A 26,134-nucleotide genomic window follows, 5' to 3' on the forward strand; every position below is an offset into this window, starting at 1 on the left:
GGCCCCGTTCGGACCGCGCGGCGGTGCGGCATGGGGTGCGGTATAAGGTCTCTTAGCGGCATTCCACGGCGAGGAGAGAGACCCATGTCCGGAAGCGGGCGCCTGACCACCCATGTTCTCGACACGACGCACGGCCGGCCCGGCGCCGGGATCGCCGTCACCCTCTACCGCATCGACGGGGACCGGCGGGAGCGGCTGACGCAGACCCGCACCAACGCCGACGGGCGCTGCGACGCGCCGCTCCTCGCCGGGGCCGACCTGACGCCGGGCGTCTATGAGCTGGTGTTCGAAGCCGGCGCCTATTTCCGCGCCTCCGGCCTGGAGATCGTCGAACCCGCCTTCCTCGACGTGGTGCCGATCCGCTTCGGCGTCGCCAACGCGGACCAGCACTATCACGTGCCGCTGCTCGTCTCCCCCTACAGCTACTCGACCTACCGGGGAAGCTGATCGGTCCAGGCGGCGAGCAGGCGGCGCTCCTCCGGCGTGATCCCGGTGACGTTGCCGGGGGGCATCGCGTCGGACAGCGCCGCCCAGACGCGGATCTGGGCGGCGTGGCGGCCGATCGCCTCAGCGCTGTCCAGCATGACGCCGCGCGGCGCCACGCCGATCCCCTCCCACACCGGCTGCACCGCGTGGCACATGGAGCAGCGGGACAGCACCACCTCCTCCACCTGCGCGAATTCCACCCTGGCCGGTGCTGCGGCGCTCTCGGTCCGCGTGCCGGCGGCGCTCAGGCCCACGATGACGGCGACGCCCGCGGCGGCCACCGCCCAGGTCCACCAGGGCGTCGGCTTGCCGGCGTGGCGGCTGTTGAAGAAGTGGCGGATCACCGCCCCCACCACCAGCACCACCGCGACGATCACCCAGCTGTAGCGCGTGCCGAAGGCCAGCGGGTAGTGGTTGGAGATCATCAGGAAGACGACCGGCAGCGTCAGGTAGTTGTTGTGCAGCGAGCGCTGCTTGGCCTGCTTGCCCAGCGCCGGATCGGGCACCTGACCGGCCTTCATGGCGGCCACCGCCTTGGTCTGGTTGGGGATGATGATGCGGAAGACGTTGGCCGACATCATCGTGCCGATCAGCGCGCCCACATGCAGCATCGCCGCCCGCCCGCTGAAGAGGTGGCTGAGGCCCCAGGCGACCAGCACCAGGAAGACGAAGCCAGCCGCCGCCAGCTTCACGTCGTCCTTGCCCAACGGCGACTTGCACAGCCGGTCATAGCCGTGCCAGCCCAGCCCCAGGGCGCCCAGGCTGAGCAGCACCGCCCCCCACCAGGGGATGTCCAGCACCGCCGGGTCGATCATGTAGAGTGCGGCGCCATGGTAGTAGAGCACCGACAGCAGCGCAAAGCCGCTGAGCCAGGTGGCGTAGGCTTCCCATTTGAACCAGGTCAGCTTCTCCGGCAGCTCCGGCGGGGCGACCGTGTACTTCATCATGTTGTAGAAGCCGCCGCCGTGGACCTGCCACGCCTCCCCCGCCACGCCAGGGGGCAGGCCGTCGCGCCGCCGCAGGGACAGGTCGAGGTGGATGAAATAGAAGCTCGACCCGATCCAGGCGATGGCCGTGACGACATGCAGCCAGCGCACCAGAAAGTTGACCCACTCCCAGACGATCGGCTCCATGCGTCGCGGCCTCTTCCGTTCGGTGATCCTCACCCTGAACTCTACGGTTGCCGCAGCGCAGCGGGGAAGCGGATGCGTGCGCCAGCACTTTCAAAAAAAACGGAAAGGTGGGAGGATTCCCCATGGCGTGTGGGGAAAGGGCCAAGCGTGGCGCTGCTGGAGAACATGCGGGTGTTCGTGCGGGTGGTGGAGTTGGGCAGCCTGTCCGCCGCCGGACGCAGCCTGCGCCTGTCGCCCGCCGTGGTCAGCCACCGGCTGCAAAGCCTGGAGGAGCATCTGAACGCCCGCCTGCTCAACCGGACCACCCGGCAGGTTCAGTTCACCGAGGCCGGCAAGGTCTTCTTCGAGCATTGCCTGGAGGTGCTGGAGGCGGCCGAGCGGGCGGAGAGCAGCGTCGGCGCCATCGGCGGGGCGCCGGTGGGCAGCCTGCGGGTGACGGCGCCGCTGGGCTTCGGGCGGCGCATCCTGGCTCCGATGGTGCCGCGCTTCCACGCCGCCTACCCCCAGGTGGACCTGCGATTGCGTCTGTCCGACCATCTGCTCGACCTGCTGCGCGAGGCGACGGACGTCGCCATCCGCATGGCGCCGCTGAAGGATTCCAGCTTCGTCGCGCGCAAGATCGCCGACCTGCCGCGCGTGCTTTGCGCCGCGCCGTCCTATCTGGAGCGGCGGGGCGTGCCGGCCCGGCCGGAGGACCTGCTGTCCCACCACTGCCTGCTGCTGCGTTTTCCCGGATCGCAGCAGTTCCAGTGGACGCTGAACACCCCGCAAGGACCGATGACGCTGCCGGTGTCCGGCCAGTTCGACGCCGACGACGGCGACGTGCTGACCGGCTGGGCGCTGGCCGGTGACGGCATCGTGCTGAAGCCGCTGTGGGAGGTCGCCGACCATCTGCGCCGCGGGGAGCTGCGGGTCGTCCTGCCGCACTGCCCGCCGGAGCCGGTGACGCTCGCCGTGCTTTACCCCCACCGCAACCTGCTGCCCGCGAAGATCCGCGTCTTCATCGACTTCTTCGCGGAGCAGGCCCGCGCCGCCCTGGCGGATTTGGAAATGACCGGAGCGGAACCGAATGCCGCGCCCTGACCGTTCCCGCATTTCCCCCGCTTTTCCAACGGCGTGCTATGATGCCGCCTCGCCGCGCGGCGGGGTTCGCCGCAGGGAAGGACGAGAATGACCGCACAGCCGCCCGCCAAGCCGTTTCCGCCGAAACCCGCCAAACCCATCCGCAAGAAGACCCGCCGCGCCACGGAGCGGCTGACCATGACGGACGTGGCCAATGCCGCCGGCGTGTCGCCCAGCACCGTCTCGCTCTATCTGCGCAAGCCGGAGGCGGTGTCGGAGGAGCTGGCGACCCGTGTGCGGACGGTGATCGACCAGCTCGGCTACGTGCCCAACCTCGTGGCGGGCAGCCTCGCCGCGGCGAAGAGCCGGACGGTGGGGGTGATCCTGCCCTCCATCACCAACTCCTTCTTCGCGGAAACCTACAACACGCTGCAAAGCGCCTTCCAGACCGCCCATTACCAGACCCTGCTCGGCGTCAGCGAGTTCGATCCGGAGCGGGAGGAGGAGCTGATCCGCGCCTTCCTCGCCTGGTCGCCCGCCGCGGTGGTGGTCACCGGCCTGCACCACACCGAGCGGACGCGCGCCATGCTGCGCTCCTCCGGCGTGCCGGTGGTGGAGATGTGGGACATCCCCTCCGCCCAAACCCCGGCGGTGGACATGACGGTCGGCTTCTCCCACTTCGAGGTGGGGCGCCGGCAGGCCAGCCACCTCTACGACCAGGGCAGCCGCAAGGTCGCCTACATCGGCGCCGCCGTGCATCAGGACATGCGCGTGCGCAGCCGCACCGACGGCTATGAGGACGAGGTGCGCCGCCGCGGCCTGCACGAGCCGATCGCCTTCACCGCCCCCGACACCGCCTCCACCCCCGTCGGCATCTGGCTGATCGACGAGGTGTTCGCCCTGCATCCGGACATCGACGGGGTGGTCTGCTCCAACGACGCCATGGCGCTGGGCGTGCTGTTCGAGGCGAACCGGCGCGGGCTGAGCGTGCCCGACGATCTGGCGGTGATCGGCTTCGGCGATCTGACCTTCAGCGCCGCCTGCCTGCCGCCGCTGTCCACCGTCCGCCCGCCGCAGCGCGAGATCGGCGAACTGGCCGCCGGCCAGATCCTGGCCCGGCTGAACGGCACCACGGTGGCCCAGCCGCACCACGGGCTGGATTGCGAGCTGGTCGTCCGCGACAGCACCCGCCCGGACGCCGATGCGGGCGTGGAGCGGCAGACGGCGGGGTGAATCCTGGCCTGAAGGACAGGGCCGACGATTGTCCCTTGTCCATGGTTCGTTCCCCTGCTTCCTTCCGCTCCATCGTGATCAGCACACCGGAACAGGGCTATGGATGGAGCCGCGGTGATTCGCGCCACCCTGCCGACGCTGCCGGACACGCCCGGCGTCTATCGGATGATCGGGGCGGACGGTCGCATCCTGTATGTCGGCAAGGCGAAGAACTTGAAACGCCGGGTGGCCAGCTACACCCGGACGGACGGGCTGCCCAACCGCACCCGCCGCATGGTGGCGCTGACCCGCTCCATGGAGTTCGTCACCACCCACACCGAGGCGGAGGCCCTCCTGCTGGAGGCGAACCTGATCCGCCGCCTGCTGCCGCCCTTCAACGTGCTGGTGAAGGATGACCGGTCCTTTTCCTACATCGCGCTTGGCGAGGGTCACGAATTCCCCAGGCTGATGCACCACCGCGGCAGCGCTGACCGGCATGGCAGGAAACGCGACCTGTTCGGCCCCTACGCCTCCCCCGCGCTCGTCGGCATGACCATCGGCGCGTTGCAGCGCGCCTTCCTGCTGCGCAACTGCGACGATGCCACCTTCACCGCGCGCACGCGGCCCTGCCTCCAGCACCAGATCAAGCGCTGCTCCGCCCCCTGCGTCGGCCGCGTCTCGGCGGAGGAGTACGCCGCGCAGATGCAGGGCGTGCGCGACGTGCTGACCGGGCGCAGCGCCGCCGTCCAGGCGGAGTTCGCCCGCCACATGATGGACTGCTCCGACCGGCTGGCCTACGAGGACGCCGCCCGCTGGCGCGACCGCATCCGCGCCCTGACCGCCCTGCAAAGCCGCCAGGACATCAATCTGGAAGGCGTGCTGGAGGACGCCGACGTGCTGGCGGTCCACGCCGAGGGCGGAACCGCCTGCGTCCAGGCCTTCTTCTTCCGCGGCGGGCGCAACCAGGGCACCCGCGCCTTCTTCCCTCGGCACGATGGCGACGAGGAGCCGGCCGCGATCCTCGCCGCCTTCGCCGCACAGCTCTACGAAGGGACGCCGCCACCCCGCCACCTGCTGCTCAGCCACGCCATCCCGGAGCGCACCCTGCTGGCCGAGGCGCTGACCCTGGCCGCCGGACGGCGGGTGGAGGTGGAGTTTCCCCGGCGCGGCCCCAAGCGCCGCGTCGTCGAACACGCGCTGACCAACGCGCGCGAGGCGCACGGGCGGCGCATGGCCGAACGCTCCGCCCAGGGCAAGCTGCTGGCCGGGGTGGCCCGCGTCTTCGGTCTTCCGAAAACACCGGCCCGTATCGAAATCTACGACAACTCGCACATCCAGGGGGCCTTCCCGGTCGGCGCCATGGTGGTCGCCGGGCCGGAGGGCATCCAGCGCAACGCGGGGCGCCGCTTCCACATCAAGGACCCCGTGGCGGCCGGCGACGATTACGCCATGCTGCGCGAAGTGCTGACCCGCCGCTTCGGGCGCGCGCTGCGCGAGGACCCGCAGCGCAGCGGCGGCCAGTGGCCCGATCTGGTGCTGATCGACGGCGGCCTCGGCCAGCTGAACACCGCCCGCGCGGTCCTGGACGGGCTGGGCATCGCGGGTGTGCCGCTGGCCGCCATCGCCAAGGGCCCGGACCGCGACGCCGGGCGCGAGCGCTTCTTCCTGCCGGACCGCGAGCCCTTCCGGCTGGAGCCCAACGACCCGGTGCTCTACTTCCTGCAACGGCTGCGCGACGAGGCCCACCGGACGGCCATCGACGCCCACCGCACCCGCCGCCTGAAGGCGATGGACCACACCCGCATCGACGGCATCCCCGGCGTCGGCCCGTCCCGCAAGAAGGCCCTGCTTCACCATTTCGGCAGTTCCACCGCGGTGGCCTCGGCCGGGCTGAAGGATCTGGAGGCCACCCCCGGCATCAGCGCGGCGCTGGCCCGGAGGGTGTTCGAGCATTTTCATGGGTAAGCCGCTTGCCCCCACCCCGGCCCTCCCCCGCTATCGCAGGGGAGGGAGAAAAGTCCCCTCCCCCGCCCAGCGGGGGAGGGTTAGGGTGGGGGCAAGCGCGGCCCGAATTATTCCAGAGACACCGATGCAGCCGCCGCTCACCAGTCCTGCGTTTGCGCGGTTTTTTGGTTAGTGCTTCCTTAACCCGGCAGGATCATGGTCCGCGCACCGCAAACAGAGCATGCACGCAGGGCGCCTGACCATGGGCCAGAAGACCATCAAGTTCTCCGATAAGAACGGCTACCGCGACGTCGAACTCGACAGCCTGCCGCGCAACGTGCGCGCCGCTGTCACCGACATGGCCGCGAAGAACCCCGTCGCCAGCATCATCGTCGACCAGACGGGCATGCTGTACCGGATTCACCTGACCGAGCCGGCAAACGTCTATCTGGACGTACTCTCGGTCGCCTGAACCGCGGCACTCCATAAGGTTCAGGAACAACGGCGGCGCACCCGGTGCGCCGCCGTTTCCATTTCAGCGTGCCGTTATGAGTATGCCGTCACGAGCGTTCCGTCACTCCGGCAGGACGGACACCGTGCGGTCCAGGGCATCGCGCGGAACCGTCGAGCCGAAACCGGACAGGATCGCGCGGGCGTGCCCCGGTGCCAGACCGGTCATCCGGGCCAGATCGCCGGCGTCCAGCCCCTGCTGTTCGGCGGCGTGGCGGATGCGGGTGATGGCATCGCGTTTCTCCGAGCGGTCCATGGCGCTGCTCCGTTTGCGGACGTGATGGGTCATGCGGTCCTCCTGTGCCGGCGGGCAGGGAGAGGCGGGTTTGCGGCTTCTCAGTGCGGGCGGCCTTCCAGGCGGCGCAGCGCGCGGTCGAGCGTGCTCACGGGCATCATGAACACGGTGCCGCCGAGAACCGCCCGGACGTCCTCGATGTCCAGGCCGGTGGCGGATGCCACGCCACGCTCGTCCAGGCCGCGGTCTTCGGCGATCACGGCGATCCAGCCCGCTAGCGTGCGGGCCTGGGCCATCCGGGCCGGGTCCGCCGACGGGTGACGGCGCGCCGATGAGCTGCGGCCCCGGGAGTCCGCAAGGTCGGTTGGGGTTAGCATGGGCTCCTCCCAAAGAGCATTGGCCTAATCATATGGCCTTCTTTTTCGGGCTATGGTGCGCTTCCTCCGTCCTGCGCACAATCCATCCATCGGCGTAATGCCCTTCGCCCGATGCCCCCTGGCAAAAGGTTCTGCGACGAAAAGTCCCGACTCGGCGCCGCCACGTTCAGGCCCCCATCCAGCGCCGCGTCGGCCCGGTGTCCACATGGACGAAGTTCCGCTTGGCGTAGCAGCCCGCCCCGCCGTCGCCGAAGGATAGGGCGCAGCGGTAGAGGTCCACCGCGCGCCGCCCCTGCAGGCGCAGATCGACCGCCCGCCCCTGCAGATGCAGGCTGCCCGTCGCCGCCCCCTTGACGCGGCGGTTGGTTTCCTGGGAACGGAAAGCCGACAGCACTTCGAACGGATGCTGGCTGTCCAGCTTCTCCTGCATCTCCGACAGACGGTTCAGCAGGGCGAGATCGATGCGGTGGCAATCGTCGCTGCGATGATCGCGCAGCACCCAGTCGATGCGGGCCATTGCCTCCGCGACCGGACGCCCCTCCGCCCAATAGACGCCGTCGAAGCCCTCCCCCGTCAGGCAGTTGTAGATCCGCAGCGTGCGCTCCGGCGCCGGTTCCCACGCCGCGGCGCTGCGGCTGTTGCAGACGCCGACCGCCACGGCGGCCCCCAGCCCGAAGATGCCGCGGCGCGTCAGCGCGGCCGCGGCGGGCTGATCCATCGGGGATTTATGGGGAGATGTTTGAAGGTGCGGTGTCGGATAGCGGCGCGACGGAACGTTCAGAGACGACAAAAAAGACGACGACAAAAACGACATGGAACCACCGGTGCGTTGCGTTACCGAAGCCGAGAACAGGGAAAACCGGAAGATGTCGGCACGCCCTGATGACGGCGGGGCCGACGGCGGGGGATGCGCGTCGGTGAGCCGGGCGTGCCGCGGGGACGGGAGAAGCCTTCAGCCAGTGCTCGGGCTCTCCCGTGTCGAGTCCCCTGTCCGGCGGCGGGTAACCCGGACAACGGCCCGACCGTTCCGCCACGGCGGGTAGCATACGGTAGTTTACGCCCCGTTCGGCGGGGGTGGCTCCCGCCGCCTTCGGTCCGGCGCCCCCAGCCTTTGGATGACCGCCCTATCCCAACGATCAGAGAAACGGGCGGACTTCGGGAATAGGGCCCGTCCTAAAAGCACAGGGCCAATGGACATCAGTTTTTTCGGATGGAAGAATGCCGGCAACACATCGACCCACCCCTTTTGAGAAGGATCGTCCGTCGTCTTTCTCAACGTTCGGGAGACGTCACGAATGACCGAGGAAACTCCGCCCGCGCAGGGGTGGGCATTGGATGATCGTGCCGTCAGGACCCAGCTTGAGCGGATTTTGGCGAGCGACCATTTCGACGCATCGGACCGCAACCGCCGCTTCCTGCGCTATGTGGTCGAGGAGTGCCTGGACGGGCGGGCGCAGCAGATCAAGGCCTACTGCATCGCCGTCAGCGTCTTCAACCGGGAGCCGAGCTTTGACCCGCAATCCGATCCCATCGTGCGGTTGGAAGCCGGGCGGCTGCGCCGCAGCCTGGAGCATTACTATCTGACCGCAGGCCGCGAGGACCCGATCCGCATCGTCGTTCCGAAGGGCGGCTACGCCCCCCGCTTCGAGCGGCTGAACGACGATCCGCCCCCTGCCCTGCCCGACCCTCGTGCCGTTCCGACGGCGGACACAATGCGCAGGCCCGTCTCCCTGCGCATCGCCGGGTTGGCCGCCGTCGTGCTGATCGCGGTCGGGTTGGCCGGCCTGCTGGTCGGTCGGACGCTCGCCACGCCCGCCGACGTGGAAGAGGCATTGGCGCTCGGCCCGCATCCGATCATGGCCGGCGCGGAGCCGACGGGGTCAGGGCCGGCCACGCCATCCGCAGCGGCCGATGCATCGATGACCATCGTCGTCGGCCCCTTCCGGACCAGCGGCCAGTCGGTGGAGGACGGTGCCCTCGCCGCCATGCTCACCGACGAGATCGCCAGCGGCCTCGCCAACCGCACCGATCTCCCGGTGCGGATCGATCCGCCGGCGACCGCCGCCCTGCCCCACCAGGGGCTTCGCCTGTCCGGAAGCCTCCAGGGGCATGATGCGGCGGTGCGTCTGGTCGTGCACCTGACCGACCTCGCCACCGGGACGGTGCTGTGGACCAGCAGCCTGGACCGTCCGGCGGGGCCGCTGGGCACGCCCACGCCGCAATCCCTGGCAGACGGCATCATCGAGCCGCTCACCGCTGCGCAAGGCCCTCTCCTGCCGGCGGGCACCGCGCGTCTGCGCGCCAAACCGACCACCAGCCTGTCGCCGCGCGAATGCGCCTTTCTCGCCACCGGACGGCATGAAGTTCCGCCGGCCGAGCGAGCCGCTCTGAACGGTTGCCTGACCTCCGCGGCCAACGCGCTGACGACCAGCGCCGGCGAGTCCGCCCGCCTCTGGTCGGCGCTGTCCCTGCTGCAATCCGACGCCTATCGGGCGGAACGGAACGACGACGCCCTGAACGATGCCTTGGCCGCCGCCCTGCGTGCCACCGAACTGGAGCCGACGTCGCTGCGCCCGTTGACGGCGCTCTACACCGCCTATTGCCTAAGCGGGCAGTACGCCGCCTGCTTTGCCACCGGGCAGCGCGCCTTGCAGGCGTCTCCCGGGAACGCCCATGTGCTGGGTGACCTCGGTCTCTGGCATGTCGAGGCTGGACAATCCGCGAAGGGCCTGCCCTTGCTGGAGCAGGCGATGGAGCGCGACCCGGCGCAGCGGGAACGGCTTCTGCCCGCCTACAGCCTTGCCCTGCAGCGCCATGGGCACCCGGACAGCACGAAGCTGGAGTTCGAGGTGACCGCCGCCGCCCCGGCCCAGGCCGCTCTGGCAGTCGCCTTCGTGCAGATGGGCCGGATGGACGAGGCCAAGGCGGCGGCGACGCGGGCCCTGGCGGCGGACCCCGATTTCGCCCGCCGCGCCGCGCGGGAGCAGCGCATCCAGCCCCTGCCCCCAACGCTGGACGCGGCCATCCGCAGCAGCTATGCCATTGTCGGATTGGCCGCGCCCGCGGGCGAGAGCGTCACCCGGTAGCTCTCATACCCCGTCGCTCTCATACGACGTCGTATGATGAAACCGACGACGCCGACGACGCGTCAGCCGGTGCCCGGCTGGACGGACCCGTCATCCTCTTCCGCCCGCCGCCGCAGCTCGTCGGACGTGGTTCCGGCGGGAACGGCGTCCTGGAGCGTCCCATCACCGGGCGTCTTGGTCTTGTCCTCCAGCGGGGAGTCCTTCCCTGCCTCGCCCCCCGCCTGGGAAGGGCTGTCGGGCGTCTTCTCTTCAGCCATGGCGAACCTCCGCTTTGTTGTGGTTCCAGCGAACAACGTCCGCGGCGCCTGCAGGGTCCCCGTCACGGCCGGGGTGCGCTGTCCGGAGAGTCGTCCGTGCCCGGCGCCTTATCCTTTCTGGTGTCGGCGCCCGGTCCTTCGATGTTCTGGAAGCCCATCTTCTCCTCGTCGATGGCGGGGTCGGCGCGGGTGTTCTTGATGTCGAGCGGTTCGTCGCGCTGGTCGCCGTATCGCTTGTCGGTGCTCATGGTCCACTCCTGTCCATGGGAAAGGCTTGCGTCTAAGCCCTTCCCAACAGGGTGCCGGGACACCTGTTGCAACAGGCCCCTTGCCGAGAGCGGCCCGGCTGCACACATCACGGCGTCATAATCGCGTATAAAGTTGACCCCGACGGTCAGGCAATCCTTGACCGCGCCGCGGCACTTCCGTAGGGACTCGCGCGGTGGACCATGCCGGACATTGCCGGTATGAAACCGGCACCCGACCATCAAGCACCCCGCCCCGGCCGCGCGTCCCGCGCACCGGCGGCCCGAACGGAGAGCGTCATGCTCAACGAAGCCACGCCCACCGTCGCCGTTCCGGCGGCGCGGGACATCTTCTCCCTCCCCCGGCACCGGACGGAGGCCCGGCGGCCGGCGCCCTTCCTGCCGATGACCCGGGCGGAGATGGACCGGCTGGGCTGGGATAGCTGCGACATCGTGGTGGTGACCGGCGACGCCTATGTCGACCACCCCAGCTTCGGCATGGCGATCATCGGGCGGCTGCTGGAGGCGCAGGGCTTCCGCGTCGGCATCATCGCCCAGCCGGACTGGAGCAGCGCGGAGCCGTTCAAGGCGCTGGGCAAGCCCAACCTGTTCTTCGGGGTGACCGGCGGCAACATGGACTCGATGGTGAACCACTACACCTCGGACCGCCGCCTGCGTCACAACGACAGCTACACCCCCAACGACGAGGGCGGCAAACGGCCCGACCGTGCGGTGATCGTCTACAGCCAGCGCTGCCGCGAAGCCTACAAGGACGTGCCCATCGTGCTCGGCGGCATCGAGGCGAGCCTCCGCCGCATCGCCCAGTACGACCATTGGAGCGAGAAGGTCCGCCGCTCCGTCCTGGTGGACTCCAAGGCCGACATCCTGTGCTACGGCAACGCCGAGCGCGCGATCATCGACGTCGCCCACCGCATCGCCGCCGGGGAGAAGGCGCGGGAGATCGACGACGTCCGCGGCACCTCCATCGTCCGCAGCCGCGTGCCGGACGGCTGGACCGTCATCGACAGCAGCAGCATCGACGAGCTGACCCCCGCCGCCCCGCGCGCCGCCGGGGCCGACCGCACCGTGGTCCGCCTGCCCTCCTTCGAGCAGGTCAGTGCCGACAAGGTGCTCTACGCCCACGCCTCGCGGGTGCTGCACCAGGAGAGCAACCCCGGCAATGCCCGCGCGCTGGTGCAGCGGCACGGCGACCGCGAGGTCTGGCTGACCACGCCGCCGATCCCGCTGACCACGGCGGAGATGGACGGGGTCTATGGCCTGCCCTACGCCCGCGCGCCCCACCCGGCCTACGGCGACGCGCGCATCCCAGCCTGGGAGATGATCCGCTTCTCGGTGAACATCATGCGCGGCTGCTTCGGCGGCTGTTCCTTCTGCTCGATCACCGAGCATGAGGGGCGCATCATCCAGAGCCGGTCGGAGGGCTCGATCCTCAAGGAGATCGAGGAGATCCGCGACAAGGTGAAGGGCTTCACCGGGGTCATCTCCGACATGGGCGGGCCGACCGCCAACATGTACCGCATGGCCTGCAAGGACCCGGAGATCGAGAAGGTCTGCCGTCGCCCGTCCTGCGTCTTCCCGGACATCTGCAAGAACCTGAACACCGATCACAGCGACCTGATCCAGCTCTACCGCAAGGCCCGCGCCATCCCCGGCGTGAAGAAGATCAACATCGCCTCGGGCCTGCGCTACGACCTCGCCGTCCGCAGCCCGGAGTATGTGAAGGAGCTGGTGACCCACCATGTCGGCGGCTACCTGAAGATCGCGCCGGAGCACACCGAGCCCGGCCCGCTGTCCAAGATGATGAAGCCGGGCATCGGCACCTACGACCGCTTCAAGGAGATGTTCGAGAAGGCGGCCAAGGCGGCGGGCAAGAAGCTCTACCTGATCCCCTACTTCATCGCCGCCCACCCCGGCACCAGCGACGAGGACATGATGAACCTCGCCTTGTGGCTGAAGCGGAACGGCTTCAAGGCCGATCAGGTGCAGACCTACCTGCCCTCCCCCATGGCGCTCGCCACGGCGATGTACCACAGCGACCGCAACCCGCTGCGCCCGATCCGTCGCGAGGGCTCGGAGACGGTGTTCTCGGCCAAGGGACTGAAGCAGCGCCGCCTGCACAAGGCCTTCCTGCGCTACCACGACCCGGAGAACTGGCCGGTGCTGCGCGACGCGCTGAAGGCCATGGGCCGCAGCGATCTGATCGGGCCGGGCGAGCACCAGCTCGTGCCGGCCTGGCAGACGACAGGGGGCGTGGGCAAGGCGGACAAACCCGGAGCGGACAGGCCGAAGCCGGGCAAGACCTTCTACACCCAGCAGGCCGGCAAGGGCCGCCGGACGCCGGCCAAGGCCGGCAAGCCGACAGGACGGGCAAGGTAGCCCTCTCCCCGTCCGGGGAGGAGGGGACGGGGACCCACGCCTACGGCGTGGGGTTGCGCGTGTGCCGGACGTGACGCCACGCGCAACCCCCTCACCCTAACCCTCTCCCCGGAGGGGAGAGGGGACAAGACCTCAGCAGTCGTTGAGCGCGCGGATACGTTCGATCAGCGCCAACCCGTCCCGCTCGGCCAGCGCGACCTCGGCGGCGCCGTCGCAGTTGCGGCCGTTCACATAGACATAATGGTAGCGCACCCGCACGGCATTCCGGCCGATGGGCTCCGCGGCCAGCAGACGGACGGGAACGCTCATGTTGCCGTAAAAACGGTTCATGGACGCGATGTCGTAGGCCCCGCTGCCCCGCTTCTCGGGAATGACGTAGGTGTTGGCCCGCGCGGCGTCCGCCTGCCCCAAGGCGTCATAGAAGGCGCGCACCGCCGCGACCCCGTCGGTCGGTTGGGGGCGCGGCGTGGGCGGATGGATTTGGGCCGGGTCAGCGCTCGCGGCTGGCTGCGGGATGGGCGCAGGGTTGGCTGCGGGCTGACCCGGCCGGACCACCGTGGCCGCCGGGAACGGCTGCGGTGGAACGGGGACCGGCGGGGCAGGGGGCTGCTCCACCGCCGGAGAAGGAGCCGGAGAGGGAATGGGCTGCGGCACGAGCCGTAGGGGACCCTGGGTGGCCGCCTGGGGAGCCATCTGCGCGGCGGCCGCACCGGCCAGCAGACATGCCCCTGTCGCCGCCGCGAGTCCCAGGCGCCTCACACGGTTGCCCATCGCACTCTCCTGTCGAAAAGCGTCAAATCCATAGCAAATCCCCGTCTCCCGGAGGATTGTCCGGAACGGTCCTCTGGCTTGCATTCCGGCGGGGCGGGCTCTAGCGTGACCGGCATGACCGATGCACTGACCACCCCGATCCGCCGGCTCGCCGCCCCACTGGCCGTCCTGCTGGAACAGCCGAGGCACGGCGTCCCGCAAACCAGCGAGATGCTGTTCGGTGAAACATGTACGCCGCTCGACCGGGATGGCGACTGGGTGAAGGTGGAAAACCGCACCGACGGCCATGTCGGCTGGCTTCCCCCCGGCACGGACCTGACGGAGCCGGTCGCCCCGACCCACCGCGTGTCCGGGCGCGTGGCGAACCTGCACCCGGCGCCCACCCACAAGGCGGTGCCGATGGCGGCGCTGAGCTTCGGCAGTCTGGTGACCGTGGCGGAGCAAGCGGACGCCCAGTTTCCAGGGGGCTGGGTCCGGCTCGACAACGGGCTGTGGACCTTCGGCAAATTGCTGGAGCCGGTGGCCGTGCCGCTGGATCGCGTTCCGGTGGAGACGGCGCTGCGCTTCCTGGAGACGCCCTATGTCTGGGGCGGGCGGAGCGCCTTCGGCATCGACTGCTCCGGCCTCGTCCAAGTGGCGCTGCGCGCGGCGGGGATCACCACCCACCACAGCAGCGGGATGCAGCGCAACGACGACCGGCTGGGGCCGATGGTCTCAACGGACGGGCAGGGGGTCGACTACCGCCGTGGCGATATCGTGTTCTTCCCCGGCCATGTCGGCATCATGCTGGACGGCGCCACGCTGCTGCACGCCACCGTCTTCACCATGTCAGTCGTGACCGAACCTCTGGCCGACGTGGCCGCCCGCGCCGAGGGCATCACCGGCGTGCGCCGCCCCGTCTTCTAGCACCCGGCTCTCCAGCGCCCAGCCGATCAAAAGCAGCGTCGGACCGTCGCCCGCCGCTACGCCCCGCTCGGCCATGGCGCCCAGCGTCGTGCGGTGGTGGCGCTCGTCGGGACGGCAGCCGTTCTCCACCGCCAGCACCGGCGTGTCGGGGGAGAGGCCGCCGGCGGTCAGGCCGCGTCCGACGCGCCGGGCGGCCTCTCGGCCCATGTAGATCGCCAGCGTGCCCTTGGGGTCGGCCAGTCGCGCCCAGTCCGGCTCGGTCGCGTCGCCCTCGCGGGCATGGGCGGTGACGAAGGTGACGGCGCGTGACACGCCGCGCTTGGTCAGCGACAGCCCGGCGCTGGACGCGCAGCCGAGCGCCGCGGTGATGCCGGGGATCACCGACACGCTGATTCCGACACGCTCCAGATGCTCGATCTCCTCGCCGGCCCGGCCGAAGATCATCGGATCACCGCCCTTCAGCCGCACGGTGCGCCGCCCGCTGCGGGCCTGCGCCGCGATCAGATCGTTGATGGCCTCCTGCGAGTGGGAGTGCTGGCCCGACCGCTTGCCGACGCAGATCAGTTCCGCCCCCGGCGGCGCCAGGGCGAGGATGCCCGCCCCGACGAGATGGTCGTAGAGGATCACCTCCGCCTGCGCGATGGCCCGCGCCGCCGCGACGGTGAGCAGGTCGGGGTCCCCCGGCCCGGCGCCGACCAGCGTGACGTGCGGGGTCCGCGTGCCCGCCTGCGGGATGGCGCGGGCGACGCGGCGGGTCGTGTGCGGACGCAACGCGGAGCCCAGCGCGGCGCGCAGAGCGACGATGAAGTTGAAACGCTTGCCTCCGGACCGGGAGACAAGACCGTCAAGCCACATGGCTGCGCTGGGCATCGGCAAGGATCTCCTTGAGTTCGGGGATGCAGGAGCCGCAGTTGGTCCCGGCCCGCAGGGCCGCTCCGACCTCCTGGACCGTGGTCAGGCCTTGGCTCTGGATGGCGGCGATCAGGCGGTTGACGCCGACGCCGAAGCAGGAACAGACCGTCCGCCCCTCATCCGCCGTGGGAACCGGCGACCGGCCGGAGAGCAGGGCGCGGCGGGCGGGACCGTCCAGCGTCTCCGCCGACAGCAGCTCGACCAGCCAGCCACGGCTGGGCAGGGCGCCGGAACTGGAGAGGAACAGACAGGCCTCCAGCCGGTCGTGGGTCACCCAGGCGCGGCGCAGCACGCCGCGGGCCGTGTCGCTGTAATCGACCGTCGCCCCGGCGAAGCCGAACGCCAGCGCCTCCGGAGCGGGCAGGGCGCCCTCACCGGCCAACTCGATCAGGTGGCCGCCGGGGACGGCGCGGCGGGACCAATAGCCGCCGTGGGCGGGCTCCAAGGGCTCGCGGGCGATCAGGAAGCCGGTCCAGGCGGCGGGGTAGGGGACGACCGTCACCGGCATCCGCTTCAGGTCCGGCTGGCCGGATACGGGGTCCACGGCCAGATCGTCCACCAGCCGCCCGACGACGCAGGAGGCGGCAAAGCGGTCGGTCCAGTGCATGGGCAGGAAGGCGTCCCCCACCCGCTGCGTTTCGGTCACGCGCAGCCGGGCCAGCGCCGTACCGACGGGGGTTGAGAGGCTGACCAGAGCGCCGTCGGTCAAGCCGCGCGCCGCCGCGTCCTGCGGGTGGAGATCCAGGCAGGGTTCCGGCGCGTGGGCGGAGAGGCGCGGCGACAGGCCGGTGCGCGTCATGGTGTGCCACTGGTCGCGCAGGCGGCCGGTGTTCAACATCAGCGAACCCGGCTCGACCAAGCGGGGCAGGGGGCGGGAGGTGACCGGGACGAAGCGCGCCCGCCCGTCCTCGGTGAAGAAGCGCCCGTCGGTATAGAGACGGCGCGTCGGAGCCTCGCCGACCCGCCGCGGCCAGGGGGCAGGAGCGAGCGTTTCAAATTCAGCGTCGGACAGCCCGGCGAGGCCGCCAATGTCGAAGGCGCGCGTGCCGTCGTTCTCGAAGGCGGAGAGGGCGGCGTGCTCGCGAAAAACGTCGGCGAGCGTTTCGTAAGGGAAGGCGGCGGTGTGGCCCATGGCGCGGGCGACCTGGGTGACGATCCACCAGTCGGGCCGCGCCTCGCCCGCCAGGGGACGGAAGGCCCGCTGACGGGAGATCGTCCGATCAGAGTTGGTGACGGTGCCGTCCTTCTCGCTCCAGCCCGCGGCGGGCAGGCGGATGTGGGCCAGCCGCGCCGTGTCGGTGTCGGCGATGCAGTCCGACACGATGACGGTTTCGCAGTTTGCCAGCGCGCGGCGGACGCGGGCGGCGTCGGGCATGCTGACCGCCGGGTTGGTCGCCATCACCCAGACGGCGCGCACCGTGCCCGCCTCCACCGCGCGGAACAGGTCCACCGCCTTCAGGCCGGGCTTGTCCGCCACCCGCGGCGCGTTCCAGAAGCGGCGCAGCCGGTCCACCGACTCCGGCTCGAACCCCATATGGGCGGCGAGCTGGTTGGCAAGCCCGCCGACCTCGCGCCCGCCCATGGCGTTGGGCTGGCCGGTGACCGAGAAGGGCCCCATGCCCGGCGCGCCGATCCGCCCGGTCAGGAAATGGATGTTCAGGATGGCGTTCACCGTGTCCGTCCCCTGGGAGGACTGGTTCACCCCCTGGGAGTAGACGGTGACGGTGCGGCGGACCGTTGCGACTTCAGCGTAGAAGGCCTCGATCTCGGCCAGCGGCAGACCGCAGCGGGCGGCGACATGGGCGGGGGAGGGGGCGTCGGCGCGGGCGGCCTCCAGCGTTTTCGCCAGACCGGCGGTGTGCTGCGCGACGAAACGGGCGTCGATCAGACCGTGGTCGGCGAGATGGTTGTCAGCCAGATAAACAAGCAGCCCGTTGAACAGCAGGGCGTCGGTGCCGGGGCGGATGGGCAGGTGGCGGTCGGCCCCGTCCACCGTGGCGGTGCGGCGCGGGTCGATGGCTATGATGCGGGTGCCGCGCGTGCGCTTGGCCGCCAGCAGCCTCTGGTTCAGGATCGGGTGGCACCAGGCGAGGTTGGAGCCGACCAGCAGGACCAGATCGGCTTCGTCCAGGTCCTCGTAGGTCACCGGCACCGCGTCGGCCCCGAAGCCGCGCTTGTGGCCGGCCACGCTGGAGGCCATGCACAGGCGTGAGTTGGTGTCGATGTTGGCGGTGCCGAGAAAGCCCTTCGCCAGCTTGTTGACGGCGTAATAGTCCTCGGTCAGCAACTGGCCGGAGACGTAGAAGGCGACCGAGTCCGGGCCGTGCCTGGCGATGGTGTCGGACAGGCGTGTTGCGACGGCGGCGATGGCCTCGTCCCAGGCGACGCGCCGCCCGTCCACCTCCGGATGGAGCAGCCGTTCGGCGAGGCCCAGCGTGTCGGGCAGGTTGGTGCCCTTGGAGCAGAGCTTGCCGCGGTTGGCCGGGTGGTCGGGGTCGCCGGAGACGGAGACGGCGCCGTCGGCGGCGACGGAGGCCAGAACGCCGCAGCCGACACCGCAGTAAGGGCAGGTGGTGCGGACCGCTTCCTTTGCAAATTCCCTCTCCCCTCTGGGGAGAGGGGAGGGTGAGGGGGTTGCGCGTGGCGGTGCGTCCGGCACAAGCGCAACCCCTCACCCGACCCTCTCCCCAGAGGGGAGAGGGGGGATAGGGCCTTTCCTCACCCATGGCCGCACCCTCCGCGGCCCGGACGGAAGGCGGCCAGCCCGAGCTGCACCGTGCCGTCCACCACCCGCACTGGGCAATGGCCGGCGCAGCCCTCGTCCGGGCCGACCGCCTCGCCGCTGGCGAGGTCGATCACCCAGCTGTGCAACGGGCAGGTCACCCGCGCCCCGTGGACGATGCCCTGCGACAGCGGGCCGCCGGCGTGCGGGCAGCGGTCCTCCAGCGCGTAGACCTCGTCCGCCACGGTGCGGAACAGGGCGATGTCGCCGAAGTCGGTCCGCACCACGCGGGACCCCTGGCGGGGAATGTCCTCGACCGAGCCGACGGTGATCCAGGAAATGCTCTGATCCATCTGTCGTTACCCCACCTGAGCGAGCGGCGCGAATTCGTGACGGTCCACCGACCCGCTGGCCCGCTCGGCCCAGGGATCGTCCTGCGAAAAGCTCTGGGAGAAGAGGAAGCGGGCGTTGAGGGCCGCGCGGCCTTCCGCGTCGTCGACCAGCCGGCGCTTGATGTGGTCCAGCCCGACGCGCTCCAGCCACGGGGCGGTGCGCTCCAGGTAGCGGGCCTCTTCGCGGTAGAGCTGCATGTAGGCGCCGGTGTATTCCAGCACCTCCGCCTCGGTCTCCACCTTCACCAGCAGGTCGCAGGCCCGGACATGCATGCCGCCGTTGCCGCCGACATGCAGCTCATAGCCGCTGTCCACGCAGACGACGCCGAGGTCCTTGATGGTGGCCTCCGCGCAATTGCGCGGGCAGCCGGAAACGGCCAGCTTCACCTTGTGCGGGGTCCAGGTGCCCCAGGTCATCCGCTCCAGCTTGACGCCGAGGCCGGTGCTGTCCTGCGTGCCGAAGCGGCACCATTCCGACCCGACGCAGGTCTTTACGGTGCGCAGCCCCTTGGCGTAGGCGTGGCCGGACACCATGCCGGCGGCGTTCAGGTCCGCCCACACGGCGGGCAGGTCCTCCTTCTTCACGCCGAACAGGTCGATGCGCTGGCCGCCCGTCACCTTCACCGTCGGGATGGCGAACTTGTCCACCACGTCGGCGATGGCGCGCAGCTCCTTGGCGCTGGTCAGCCCGCCCCACATGCGCGGAACGACGGAGTAGGTGCCGTCCTTCTGGATGTTGGCGTGGACGCGCTCGTTGATGTAGCGGGACCGGCTGTCGTCCTTGTATTCGCCCGGCCATTCGCAGAGCAGGTAATAGTTCAGCGCCGGGCGGCAATGGTGGCAGCCATCGGGCGTGCGCCATTCCAGCCGCTGCATCACGTCGGGGATGGATTTCAGTTCCAGCGCGGTGATGGCCCGGCGCACCTCGTCGTGGGTGCGGTCGGTGCACTTGCACATCGGCTTGGCCTTCGCCTCGCCCGCATAGCCGTCGCCCAGTGTCAGGGCCAGGAGCTGCTCCACCTGACCGGTGCAGCTTCCGCAGGAGGCCGAGGCTTTGGTATGAGCCCGCACCTCGTCCAGGCTGGACAGGCCCTTCTCGGTGATCGCCGTGACGATGGTGCCCTTGCACACGCCGTTGCAGCCGCAGATCTCCGCACTGTCGGGGAGCGCCGCAACGGCGGCCTTAGGGTTTGCCGCCCCCTCGCCTCCAAAGCTCTGGCCGAAGATCAGGGTGTCGCGGACCGGCGCCACCTCGGTCCCGTCCTTCAGCATCTGGAAGTACCAGCCGCCGTCCTTGGTGTCGCCGTAGAGCACGGCGCCGAGGATGCGGTTCTCCTTGACCACGACGCGCTTGTAGACGCCGCGGGCGGCGTCGCGGAACACGATGTCCTCGCAGTCCTTGCCGCCGGTGAAGTCGCCGGCCGAGAAGACATCCACCCCCGTCACCTTCAGCTTGGTCGAGGTGACGGAGCCGGTGTAGGCGGCCTCCACACTCCCGGCCAGCCGGGCGGCGGCGACCTTGGCCATCTCGAACAGCGGGGCGACGAGGCCATAGGTCTGGCCGCGATGCTCCACGCACTCGCCGACCGACAGGATCGCCGGGTCGGAGGTGGTCATGGCGTCGTCCACCTGGATGCCGCGCCCGCAGGCCAGCCCCGCCGCCTTGCCCAGCGTCGTGTTCGGGCGAATGCCCACGGCCATGACCACCAGTTCGGCGGGAAGCTCCTGCCCGTTTTTCAGGCGAACCGCGGAAACTTTCTCGTTGCCCACAATTTCGGCAGTGTCGGCGCCGGTCAGCACGGTGATGCCGCGGCGCTCCAGCTCGTGCCGCAGCAGCGCCCCGGCGGAGCGATCGAGTTGCCGTTCCATCAGCGTGTCCATCAGGTGCAGGACGGTGACGTCCATGCCCTTGACCTTCAGGCCGTTGGCCGCCTCCAGCCCGAGCAGGCCGCCGCCGATGACCACGGCGCGTCCGCCCCGGGCCGCCGCCGCCAGCATCGTGTCGACATCGGCGAGGTCGCGGAAGCCGACGACGCCGGGCAGGGTGGAGCCGGGCACCGGGATGATGACGGGGGTGGAGCCGGTGGCGATCAGCAGCCTGTCGTAGGGCACGGTCAGGCCGGAGATGGCCGTGACGGTGCGGTTCGCCCGGTCGATCACCTCCACCCGGTCGCCGGTCAACAGCGTGATTCCGTTGGCCTCGTACCAGTCGCGCCCGTTCAGCACGATCTGCTCGAAGGTCTTCTCCCCGGCCAGCACGGGGGAGAGCATGATGCGGTTGTAGTTGGGGTGCGGCTCGGCGCCGAAGACGGTGATGTCGTAACGGTCCGGCGCCTTGGCCAGCAGCTCCTCCAGCGTGCGGATGCCGGCCATGCCGTTGCCGACGACGACCAGCCGTTCGCGCGGAGTCGGTGGATTGGTGTGCGTGCTCATGCTGTGTGCCCTCTTGCGAGGCCGCGAGGCCGAAAAGAAAAAGGCGCCCGAAGCCCTGGGGACTCCCGCGGGATTCCCAGGGTTTCGGACGCCGTTGTCCGGGTGGTTCGCCGTCGAACCGGCCATGGCGCCGTTGCCCTGGCCCTGATCTGCCCATCCTTCTGGCAAGCCGCGTGCCAACACCGGCACCAAGGTATGAGAAAGGGACCGGAACGGCGGATTTCCGCCGTTTGCGCGGCCCCGCCACCGTCGACGCGGGACGGGAACGCCGGGACTGGAACACGCGCTTTTGGCTCGCTTCGATCAAAAAGCGGTCCGAAAGCCGACAATTTGTGCAATGCGTCACCACCAAGGTACTAGCACAAAGAATAGGCAACTCGCGTCAAAGCCGCAGAAACAAAGACCTTTGGCTCTGTTTGGGCGTCCATTCAGCCTTTGGCATGGTCCTTGCGAGAGGAGCGGCGGGACGCGCCAACGGCGGTGCGTCCATCCCATACGCCCAAGGTTGGGCCCCTCGGCACCGTCGCTGACCCGGTTCGACAGCCCTTCATGGCTGGAGAGCCCTCAACGGCGCGTCGCCGGTGGGGCGTTGGATCGAGGTCGGGCGTGCCGCGGGGGTCCGGAACGAGAGATGGAGCGACCAACGTGACGCGAGACGTGACCCGAGACGTGATCCGACTTCCCGCCTCCCCCCGCACCGCCCTGCTGTCCGCCGCCGCCACGCTGGCGCTGATGCTCGGGTCCGCCCAGGCCGCTCCGCTCGACGTGGAGAAGGACCAGCTCAAGCTGGGCTTCATCAAGCTGACCGACATGGCCCCGCTCGCCATCGCCGCGGAGAAGGGCTTCTTCGAGGACGAGGGCCTGTCGGTGACGCTGGAACCGCAGGCCAACTGGAAGGTGCTGCTCGACCGCGTGATCTCCGGGGAGCTGGACGGCGCCCACATGCTGGCCGGCCAGCCGCTGGGCGCCACCATTGGCTTCGGCACCCAGGCCAACGTGGTGACCGCCTTCTCGATGGACCTCAACGGCAACGGCATCACCCTGTCCAACGAGGTGTGGGAGCGGATGAAGCCCAACCTGCCCAAGGGGCCGGACGGCAAGCCGCTGCACCCGATCAAGGCCGACGCGCTGAAGCCGGTCATCGCCCAGTACCGGGCGGAGGGCAAGCCCTTCACCATGGGCATGGTCTTCCCCGTCTCCACCCACAATTACGAGCTTCGCTACTGGCTGGCCGCCGGCGGGATCAACCCCGGCTACTACGCGCCCAACGACGTGTCGGGCCAGATCCAGGCCGACGCCCTGCTGTCGGTCACCCCGCCGCCGCAGATGCCGGCGACGCTGGAGGCCGGGACCATCTTCGGCTACAGCGTCGGCGAGCCATGGAACCAGCAGGCGGTGATGAAGGGCATCGGCGTGCCGGTCATCACCGACACCGAGATCTGGAGGAACAACCCGGAGAAGGTCTTCGGCGTCACCGAGGGCTGGGCCGCCAAGAATCCCAAGACCCATCTGGCGCTGGTCAAGGCGCTGATCCGCGCCGCCATGTGGCTGGACGAGAACGACAACGCCAACCGCGCCGAGGCGGTGAAGATCCTGGCGAAGTCGGAGTATGTGGGGGCCGACGCCAAGGTCATCGCCAATTCGATGACCGGCACCTTCGAGTATGAGAAGGGCGACAAGCGGGCGGTTCCCGACTTCAACGTCTTCTTCCGCTACAACGCCACCTATCCCTTCTACTCCGACGCCGTCTGGTACCTGACGCAGATGCGCCGCTGGGGCCAGATCGCCGAGGCCAAGCCGGACAGCTGGTACGACGAGACCGCCCGCAAGGTCTACAAGCCGGAGATCTACCTGAAGGCCGCGAGGCTGCTGGTGGAGGAGGGCAAGGCCAAGGAGGCCGACTTCCCCTGGACCAGCGACGGCTACAAGCCGCTGGACAACGGATTCATCGACGGCATCGCCTACGACGGCCGCAAGCCCAACGAGTACCTGACGAAGCTGCCCATCGGCCTGAAGGGCGGGCAGGCGCTGCAGGGCGGGCAACTGGTCGGCGGTTGAGACTGCGGACTTCCGATACTCGCGCCGTGGTCGCGACGGGCCCCCACCCTAACCCTCCCCCGCTCTCGGCGGACCAAAGGTCCGCCTGCCGCGTCAGCGCAAACCTCTGGTTTGCGCGAGAGCTGACGCAGGGGAGGGGACAGACACCCTCTCCCGCCCAGCGGGGGAGGGCCGGGGTGGGGCCGCGGCGCCCCGCGCCAAACAGAAAGATCACCCCATGACCAGCGTGACCGAAGCCTCCACCCTCTCCTCCGCCGAGGCGATGCGCGCCCGGCGCAAGGCCCGTCTCGCCCACGCGCTCAACCGCACCGCCGCCACCCTGCAGATCGTCGGACTCGGCTGGCTCAGCCCGCTGCTCCGCATGGCCGCAGGCGACAGCCCGCGCCAGCAGGGGCGGGAGCTGTGGCAGCAGATGGGCGTGCCGCTGACCGCCCTGATGCTGTTCCTCGCCGCCTGGGCGTGGCTGGCGCCGCAGGTGAACACCAGCCTGGGCGCCATCCCCGGCCCGGCCCAGGTGTGGGAGCAGGTGGGCGTCCTCCACGCTGACCATCAGGCCGAACGCGCCAAGGAGGCCGCCTTCTACGACCGGCAGGCCAAGCGCAACGCCGAGCTGTTGGCGAAGGACCCGGCGGCCGAGGTAAAGACCCGGCCCTACGCCGGCAAGCCGACCTATCTCGACCAGATCGTCACCAGCCTGAAGACGGTCTTCACCGGCTTCCTGCTGGGTGCGCTGATCGCGGTGCCGCTGGGCGTGGCCTGCGGCCTGTCCCGCACGGTCAACGCGGCGATGAACCCGCTGATCCAGATCTTCAAGCCGGTGTCGCCGCTGGCCTGGCTGCCGCTGGTCACCATGGTGGTCAGCGCCACGGTGTCGAGCGACAACCCGACCTTCGAGAAATCCTTCCTGACCTCCGCCGTCACGGTGACGCTCTGCTCGCTGTGGCCGACGCTGATCAACACGGCGGTCGGCGTGTCGTCCATCGACAAGGACCTGATGAATGTGGGCAAGGTGCTGCAGCTCTCCGGCCCGACGATGGTGCGCCGGCTCGTGCTGCCCTCGGCGCTGCCCTACATCTTCACCGGGCTGCGGCTGTCGCTGGGCGTGGGCTGGATGGTGCTGATCGCGGCGGAGATGCTGGCCCAGAATCCCGGCCTCGGAAAGTTCGTGTGGGACGAGTTCCAGAACGGCTCCTCCAACTCGCTCGCCCGCATCATGGTGGCGGTCTTCACCATCGGTCTGATCGGCTTCCTGCTCGACCGCGTCATGCTGGCCTTCCAGGCCGCCGTTTCCCACACCGGCACCCGCTGAGGAGTCCCCGAGCATGGCCATCCTTGAGCTGAAGACCGTCGCGAAGTCCTACGGCGGGACCGAGGTGCTGCGCGGAATCGACCTGTCCATCGCGGAGGGCGAGTTCGTCGCCATCGTCGGCTTCTCCGGCGCCGGCAAGACCACGCTGGTCAACCTGATGGGCGGGCTGGCCGCCCCCGACGCGGGGGAGGTGCTGTTCCGCGGCGAGCCGGTGCGCGGGCCGGGGGCGGAGCGCGGCGTCGTGTTCCAGAACTACTCGCTGATGCCCTGGCTCAGCGTGAAGGACAACGTGGCGCTGGCCGTGGACGCCGTGCACAAGGGCAAACCGTCGCCGGAGCGCGGCGTGCTCACCCGCCGGGCGGTGGAGACGGTGGGTCTGGGCCACGCCACCGACCGCCGCCCCAAGGAGCTGTCGGGCGGCATGCGCCAGCGCGTCGGCTTCGCCCGCGCGCTCGCCATGAGCCCGGAGGTGCTGCTGCTCGACGAGCCGCTGTCGGCGCTGGACGCGCTGACCCGCGCCAAGCTCCAGGACGAGATCGAGGCGATCTGGCGCAAGGACCGCAAGACCGTCGTCCTCATCACCAACGACGTGGACGAGGCCATCCTGCTGGCCGACCGCATCGTCCCGCTGACGCCCGGTCCGGGGGCGACGCTCGGCCCGGCCTTCGCGGTGGACCTGCCGCGTCCGCGCGACCGCACCGCCGTGAACCACGATCCGGACTTCAAGCGTCTGCGCGCCGAGGTCACGGCGTGGCTGATGGAGGCCGGGGCGAGCCGCGCCGCCGCCGCGGTGGACGAGACCTTACCCCTGCCGAAGGCAACGCCGATCACCGCCGCGCCACCGCCGAAATCCTATTTGGCCGGCCAGCCCGGCGGCCTGTCCGACGACCGCTATGTCGAGTTCAGCCGGGTCACCAAGACCTTCGCCACGCCGAAGGGGCCGCTGACCGTGGTGGACGGCTTCGACCTGAAGATGCGCAAGGGGGAGTTCATCTCCCTGATCGGCCATTCGGGCTGCGGCAAGTCCACGGTGCTGTCGATGGTCGCCGGGCTGGCCGACGTCTCCAGCGGCGGCATCGTTCTGGACGGCAAGGAGGTCGTCGGCGCCGGCCCCGACCGGGCGGTGGTCTTCCAGGCGCCCAGCCTGTTCCCCTGGCTGACCGCGCTGGAGAACGTCATGCTGGGGGTCGACCGCGTCTACCCGCAGGCCGGCCGGGGGGAGCGCGACGACATCGCCCGCTACTACCTGTCGCGCGTCGGGCTGGGCGACGCCATGCACAAGACGGCGGCGGAGCTGTCCAACGGCATGAAGCAGCGCGTCGGCATCGCGCGGGCCTTCGCCCTGTCGCCGAAGCTGCTGCTGCTGGACGAGCCCTTCGGCATGCTGGACAGCCTGACCCGCTGGGAGCTTCAGGAGGTGCTGATGGAGGTGTGGGCGCGCACCCAGGTCACCGCCATCTGCGTCACCCACGACGTTGACGAGGCGATCCTGCTGGCCGACCGTGTGGTGATGATGTCCAACGGGCCGAACGCCCGCATCGGCCACATCCTGGAGGTGGACATCCCCCACCCCCGGACCCGGCAGGCCCTGCTGGAGCACCCCCGTTACTACGCCTACCGGGAGGAGTTGCTGAACTTCCTGGAAGGCGGGCACCACGGGACGGTGAAAGCGGCGTGACGTGGGTGG

The 26,134-nt window shown here is 69.8% G+C and carries 22 protein-coding genes; 11 read left to right on the forward strand and 11 right to left on the reverse strand.

Features of this window, described 5'->3' with window-relative positions; translation table 11 throughout:
- Positions 1-84 precede the first annotated feature (84 nt).
- The gene (gene uraH, locus ABAZ39_RS15420; protein WP_040133905.1) at positions 85-447 is read left to right on the forward strand and encodes a hydroxyisourate hydrolase; all 363 of its coding nucleotides are present in this window, start codon (positions 85-87) and stop codon (positions 445-447) included.
- On the opposite strand, the gene ABAZ39_RS15425 is transcribed toward uraH, so the two are convergent.
- A complete protein-coding gene (locus ABAZ39_RS15425) occupies positions 432-1,619 on the reverse strand; it encodes a urate hydroxylase PuuD (protein WP_040133906.1) in 1,188 nt (395 codons plus the stop codon). The genes uraH and ABAZ39_RS15425 overlap by 16 nt on opposite strands.
- A gap of 147 nt (positions 1,620-1,766) precedes the next feature.
- Here ABAZ39_RS15425 and ABAZ39_RS15430 point away from each other — a divergent pair, with 147 nt between their 5' ends.
- From ABAZ39_RS15430 to ABAZ39_RS15445, 4 genes are all read left to right on the forward strand, one after another.
- Entirely contained in the window at positions 1,767-2,702 is a 936-nt protein-coding gene (locus ABAZ39_RS15430; RefSeq protein WP_144243568.1) for a LysR family transcriptional regulator, read from the forward strand.
- Positions 2,703-2,789: 87 nt separating this feature from the next.
- Positions 2,790-3,914 carry a LacI family DNA-binding transcriptional regulator gene (locus ABAZ39_RS15435; protein WP_051658149.1) on the forward strand — a complete coding sequence of 375 codons (1,125 nt, stop codon included), beginning with the start codon at positions 2,790-2,792 and terminating at the stop codon, positions 3,912-3,914.
- 99 nt (positions 3,915-4,013) lie between these two features.
- On the forward strand, positions 4,014-5,858 hold the full coding sequence (gene uvrC / locus ABAZ39_RS15440) for an excinuclease ABC subunit UvrC (protein ID WP_040133907.1): 1,845 nt from the start codon (positions 4,014-4,016) through the stop codon (positions 5,856-5,858).
- 220 nt (positions 5,859-6,078) lie between these two features.
- A complete protein-coding gene (locus tag ABAZ39_RS15445) occupies positions 6,079-6,309 on the forward strand; it encodes a hypothetical protein (RefSeq protein ID WP_236778257.1) in 231 nt (76 codons plus the stop codon).
- 102 nt (positions 6,310-6,411) lie between these two features.
- Here ABAZ39_RS15445 and ABAZ39_RS15450 read toward each other — a convergent pair whose 3' ends face one another.
- The 3 genes from ABAZ39_RS15450 to ABAZ39_RS15460 all read right to left on the reverse strand — a co-directional run bounded on the left by ABAZ39_RS15450 (position 6,412) and on the right by ABAZ39_RS15460 (position 7,677).
- On the reverse strand, positions 6,412-6,636 hold the full coding sequence (locus ABAZ39_RS15450) for a hypothetical protein (protein WP_035677842.1): 225 nt from the start codon (positions 6,634-6,636) through the stop codon (positions 6,412-6,414).
- Between the two features lie 47 nt (positions 6,637-6,683).
- A complete protein-coding gene (locus ABAZ39_RS15455) occupies positions 6,684-6,959 on the reverse strand; it encodes a hypothetical protein (protein ID WP_247875121.1) in 276 nt (91 codons plus the stop codon).
- 166 nt (positions 6,960-7,125) lie between these two features.
- Complete coding sequence (locus ABAZ39_RS15460) at positions 7,126-7,677, reverse strand: YcbK family protein (protein WP_040133908.1); 552 nt, start codon at positions 7,675-7,677, stop codon at positions 7,126-7,128.
- A 577-nt stretch (positions 7,678-8,254) separates the two neighbouring features.
- Between ABAZ39_RS15460 and ABAZ39_RS15465 the strand changes: the two genes are divergently transcribed.
- Complete coding sequence (locus tag ABAZ39_RS15465) at positions 8,255-10,045, forward strand: hypothetical protein (RefSeq protein ID WP_247881690.1); 1,791 nt, start codon at positions 8,255-8,257, stop codon at positions 10,043-10,045.
- Positions 10,046-10,107: 62 nt separating this feature from the next.
- On the opposite strand, the gene ABAZ39_RS15470 is transcribed toward ABAZ39_RS15465, so the two are convergent.
- Positions 10,108-10,302 (reverse strand): hypothetical protein, encoded by a 195-nt coding sequence (locus tag ABAZ39_RS15470; RefSeq protein ID WP_079285656.1) that lies wholly within the window; start codon positions 10,300-10,302, stop codon positions 10,108-10,110.
- Positions 10,303-10,364: 62 nt separating this feature from the next.
- Positions 10,365-10,550, reverse strand: coding sequence for a hypothetical protein (locus ABAZ39_RS15475; protein ID WP_040133911.1), 186 nt, complete (start codon positions 10,548-10,550; stop codon positions 10,365-10,367).
- 297 nt (positions 10,551-10,847) lie between these two features.
- On the opposite strand from ABAZ39_RS15475, the gene ABAZ39_RS15480 reads away from it, so the two are divergent.
- Positions 10,848-12,944: a YgiQ family radical SAM protein gene (locus ABAZ39_RS15480; RefSeq protein WP_051658151.1), complete on the forward strand. Its 2,097-nt coding sequence runs from the start codon at positions 10,848-10,850 to the stop codon at positions 12,942-12,944.
- A 132-nt stretch (positions 12,945-13,076) separates the two neighbouring features.
- Here the strand turns inward: ABAZ39_RS15480 and ABAZ39_RS36920 are convergent, their stop codons facing one another.
- On the reverse strand, positions 13,077-13,376 hold the full coding sequence (locus ABAZ39_RS36920) for a hypothetical protein (RefSeq protein WP_051658152.1): 300 nt from the start codon (positions 13,374-13,376) through the stop codon (positions 13,077-13,079).
- A gap of 453 nt (positions 13,377-13,829) precedes the next feature.
- Between ABAZ39_RS36920 and ABAZ39_RS15490 the strand changes: the two genes are divergently transcribed.
- Positions 13,830-14,621 carry a C40 family peptidase gene (locus ABAZ39_RS15490; protein WP_040133912.1) on the forward strand — a complete coding sequence of 264 codons (792 nt, stop codon included), beginning with the start codon at positions 13,830-13,832 and terminating at the stop codon, positions 14,619-14,621.
- Here the strand turns inward: ABAZ39_RS15490 and cobA are convergent.
- From cobA to nirB, 4 genes are read right to left on the reverse strand one after another with little or no spacing between them, the layout of a single operon-like run.
- Positions 14,544-15,497 carry a uroporphyrinogen-III C-methyltransferase gene (cobA, locus tag ABAZ39_RS15495; protein WP_063922667.1) on the reverse strand — a complete coding sequence of 318 codons (954 nt, stop codon included), beginning with the start codon at positions 15,495-15,497 and terminating at the stop codon, positions 14,544-14,546. The two genes, ABAZ39_RS15490 and cobA, sit on opposite strands and share 78 nt — an antisense overlap.
- A complete protein-coding gene (locus ABAZ39_RS15500; protein WP_051658153.1) occupies positions 15,466-18,192 on the reverse strand; it encodes a nitrate reductase in 2,727 nt (908 codons plus the stop codon). Before ABAZ39_RS15500 ends, cobA begins: the two co-directional genes overlap by 32 nt.
- A gap of 59 nt (positions 18,193-18,251) precedes the next feature.
- Complete coding sequence (nirD, locus tag ABAZ39_RS15505; RefSeq protein WP_051658154.1) at positions 18,252-18,608, reverse strand: nitrite reductase small subunit NirD; 357 nt, start codon at positions 18,606-18,608, stop codon at positions 18,252-18,254.
- Positions 18,609-18,614: 6 nt separating this feature from the next.
- The gene (gene nirB / locus ABAZ39_RS15510) at positions 18,615-21,080 is read right to left on the reverse strand and encodes a nitrite reductase large subunit NirB (protein WP_040133913.1); all 2,466 of its coding nucleotides are present in this window, start codon (positions 21,078-21,080) and stop codon (positions 18,615-18,617) included.
- Positions 21,081-21,812: 732 nt separating this feature from the next.
- Here nirB and ABAZ39_RS15515 point away from each other — a divergent pair.
- The 3 genes from ABAZ39_RS15515 (at position 21,813) to ABAZ39_RS15525 (ending at position 26,125) form a co-directional block, all read left to right on the forward strand.
- Positions 21,813-23,138, forward strand: coding sequence for a CmpA/NrtA family ABC transporter substrate-binding protein (locus ABAZ39_RS15515; protein WP_247881722.1), 1,326 nt, complete (start codon positions 21,813-21,815; stop codon positions 23,136-23,138).
- Between the two features lie 217 nt (positions 23,139-23,355).
- On the forward strand, positions 23,356-24,447 hold the full coding sequence (locus ABAZ39_RS15520; RefSeq protein ID WP_040133914.1) for an ABC transporter permease: 1,092 nt from the start codon (positions 23,356-23,358) through the stop codon (positions 24,445-24,447).
- Positions 24,448-24,460: 13 nt separating this feature from the next.
- On the forward strand, positions 24,461-26,125 hold the full coding sequence (locus ABAZ39_RS15525; RefSeq protein ID WP_040133915.1) for an ABC transporter ATP-binding protein: 1,665 nt from the start codon (positions 24,461-24,463) through the stop codon (positions 26,123-26,125).
- Positions 26,126-26,134: the final 9 nt, after the last annotated feature.

It is taken from the genome of Azospirillum argentinense, assembly GCF_000632475.1.
Taxonomy (GTDB): Bacteria; Pseudomonadota; Alphaproteobacteria; order Azospirillales; family Azospirillaceae; genus Azospirillum; species Azospirillum baldaniorum.